General features: G+C 65.0%; 2 protein-coding genes. Both read left to right on the forward strand.

Features of this window, described 5'->3' with window-relative positions; translation table 11 throughout:
* Positions 1-350 (forward strand): hypothetical protein (locus DFO50_RS19315; RefSeq protein ID WP_158537508.1); only part of this gene is annotated, 350 nt, incomplete at its 5' end.
* A 391-nt stretch (positions 351-741) separates the two neighbouring features.
* On the forward strand, positions 742-3,345 hold a 2,604-nt coding region (locus tag DFO50_RS18650; RefSeq protein ID WP_146745160.1), incomplete at its 3' end, for a hypothetical protein.

Here is a 3,345-nt window from a genome sequence, read left to right on the forward strand (position 1 = left end):
CCGGCGTCTATGCGCTGCGACTGTCGGCGGCCCGTGCCAGCGCGGTGGAGGGGGTGTTCGGGCTGCGGGTCCGGCATGAGGCGGTCGATGCGCGGAACGGCCGTGGCTGGCGGGTCGACGCCGAACTGCTGGGACGACCGACGCTGTACCGGCAGGCCGCCGCCCGGCAGGCCCGCTTCGCCAGCCTGCCGGGTGGCGGGCGGTTCACCCTGCCGGCGGACCAGGCGCGCTTTGGTTACGACGGGCGGTTGAGCCTCGGTCTCCATGGCAGGGACAGCCACTTCAGTCTTGAGGCTTACCTGGGGCATGGCGATCGCGGCGTGAATACCCGCTTTGTGCATGCATTCTGAAGGCTGCGATGCCCCTCTGGCTTCCCTGCGGTTTACCCCGTCCGGGATACACCGCAGGGAAATAAAATCCGGTGCGCGTGAGCGTTGTTGTTGTGAAATTGCTGTTTTTTCGACAGTAATTTATTTTAAAACGAAGGGGCGCCAGCATATTCCTTGTTTTCTGTCGTTATGCTGGGAATGACATTTCCAGATAGGGATATTTCCGGTGGGGAGTTAAACGTTATGTAACTCCCGGTTCAATTTCTGCCAGTGTAGCGTGATGGTTCTTTTCCATGAATAACGGTGAATCATCATGTCTGCTTCCTTCCTGTATCGATTCAGACCGGGTTCATGGCCGATTCCGTCGCGGCAAGGCATGGTCATCCTCGCCATGGCCGGCGGAACGGGCATCATGCCTGTCCTGGCTAGCAGTGCCGACGGCGTGCACCGGCTCGACCCGGTGGACATCCGGGGCAGCCATGCCGTCGGGCTGGCGCTGACCAGGGATCGCGTCTTTGTGGTTTCCCGTGGCGGGCAGGTGGCTGACGGCGCGACCGGCGTCGCCATCAAGGGCGAGCAGGTGGGGATCCGGCTGGAATTGCCGTTTGACAGCCGCGGTCTCGATGCGTGCGGCGTCTGCGTGCGCGGCAATGCCGCCAGGCTGACCATCTCCGGTATCGGCACGGTAGACAAGGCGGCGAGCGCCATCCATGTCACTGGCAATGAGGCGTACCTGAACCTGTATGACAGCCCTGCAGGCACCGCCGGACACGTGGCGGGAGGAGGAACCGGCATCTGGATTTCCGGAGGGCGCGCGCTGATCCTGCTTCGTGACCGGCTGGCGGTCGAAGGGGCCGGTTCCCGCGGAGTACTGTTGAAAGGCCGGAGCAGCCGGATTTATCGCACAGGCGGAGAAATGCAGGTTTCTGACGGTGCGACCGGTATCGAGGGGCTGGGTGATCTCGTCTGGGCCACCCTGCAGGCCGGCACTCTGTCCGTCAGGGGGGACGGCTCGACTGGGGTGGTGCTCAGGGGGAGCAACAGTCTGTTCGATGCCGGGCCGGGCAGCACCCTGAATGTGACCGACCGGGCTGTGGGGCTTCGCCTTGTCACGGCCGGGGCCAGCCTGGCGGGGCGGATCATGGTGACTGCCGGCGCGACCGCGGTGCAGGTCCGCGGAGAGCCTGGTGCCGGCAGCGCCACGGTCGTGAATGAATATGGCGCCAGTCTGGAGACCCGCGGCCCTGCCGCTTACGGCCTTGTGGGCAGCGGGGTCGCTGCCGGATCGAAGCCGATGCTGGTCAACCGCGGGCTGATCGATGTCGACCCTGCCTTCCATGGAGCCGGGCAGTCATGGCCCGATCTGCCGGCACTGGGCCTGCCCGGCCATGAACTTGGCGTCGGCCTGTCGGTCAGCGCACCGCTCGACGGGACCGGCCAGGTCCATGCGATCAATGAGGGCAGCATTATCGTTCGCCATGCCGGTGCCGGCATGGTGGCATCCCGGCCCGGCGCGTCGGTGACGAACCGGGGGCTTGTCAGCCTGCAGAGCAACGCGGACTCGCCGCCCGCGTACGGCAACCTGCTGCACGCCATGGTGGCACTGAACGGCGGCAGCGCCATCAACGACGACATCGGCGTCATCGAGGTGAACACGGCATACGGAAAGGCCTTCTTTGCCGACGCCGGCAGTACGCTGGTCAATCGCGGCACGGTGCGCCTTCATGGCAGCCAGATGGCGGCGAACCATCCGCAGACGGGACTGCCGCAACCCGGGAAGGCTCGGGCGCCAGAGAGCAATGACGGGCTGGTAATCAACTCCTCGCCCTGGGATCTGTCCGGTAACCGGCTGGTGATTGCCGGTGCCGACCAGAACATCGAGCGGCTGCTGAATACCAGCGAGTTGAGGAATGGCGCTGTCCTGGTCGGGAAGGGGGGCGGTTTTACCAATGAGGGGACGCTCGACCGGATGCGGCTGGTCGCCGCCGGCAGCGTGCACAATACCAGAAGCGGCTCGATGACCCTGAGCCCCGACCGGGCCAGTTCTGTCAGCGCCAGGTTCATCAACAGCGGGGCGATAAAACTGGTGCAGCGGTTCAAAGTGACCGGCGTGCTGGTCAACCAGGCTGGCGGCGAGATGCTGCTGAGCCAGGCCGGGTCCATCCGTTACGGGCAAGGCGGCTCGTTCGCCAATCACAGCGTGGTGAGCGCAGACCATGCTGACCACCATGGTCGTGCCATTTACGTCGCCGGCCCCGGGAACGGGGTGGGGACCAATGCCGGGCTGCTGATTGCGCGTGGCGGCTATGGCGTCATGAGTACCTCCGGCTCGTTCGGGCAACTGCCGCAGTCTGTCGCGCCGATGAGGGAGAGGTCGGGCGGGCGGGGCATATTCATCAATCAGGGCCTGATCGACTTCACGGCTGACAAGCGTGCCACCAGCGCCCTGTACGTGAGAAGCCATGCCAGCCATGATCTGCTCAACGACCATGGCGGAATCATTGCCATGCGCGGCAACAAGGCGGTGGCGATGCGCAGCGACAGCGATTCGCAACTGGTCAACCGCGGCACCATCCATCTTGGCGAGAGAGGAACGACCGAAACCGGCATGACGGCCATGATGCTGCGCCAGAACATGCCGGGTGCCATTATCGTCAATGAAATCAGCGGCATCATCAACGTGAATGCCAGAAGGTCACATGCGTTCGAGCTGCCGCAGGGAGGCAGGCTGATCAATCGCGGTCTGGTCCGGTTGCGGTGCGGAGACAGCAGTTGTGGCGTATTCAAGGATGCCGCGACCCGGGCTGGCGATATCAGCGGCTCGGTTGCCGCTGCCGCCTACCAGTTCGCCCCGCGTTTCCGGGAACCCGTCGCCGGGCATGAACAGCGGGTTGCACGATCGACACTGGCCGGCTACGTGATCGGCACCCGGCCGGACGGCCAGGCCGGCACGCTGAGCGGCGGGCATCTGGACGCCAGCGGCGTGACCGTCGATACCGGCTTCGTGGCCGGGACC

It is taken from the genome of Microvirgula sp. AG722, assembly GCF_003269145.1.
Lineage (GTDB): Bacteria > Pseudomonadota > Gammaproteobacteria > Burkholderiales > Aquaspirillaceae > Microvirgula > Microvirgula aerodenitrificans.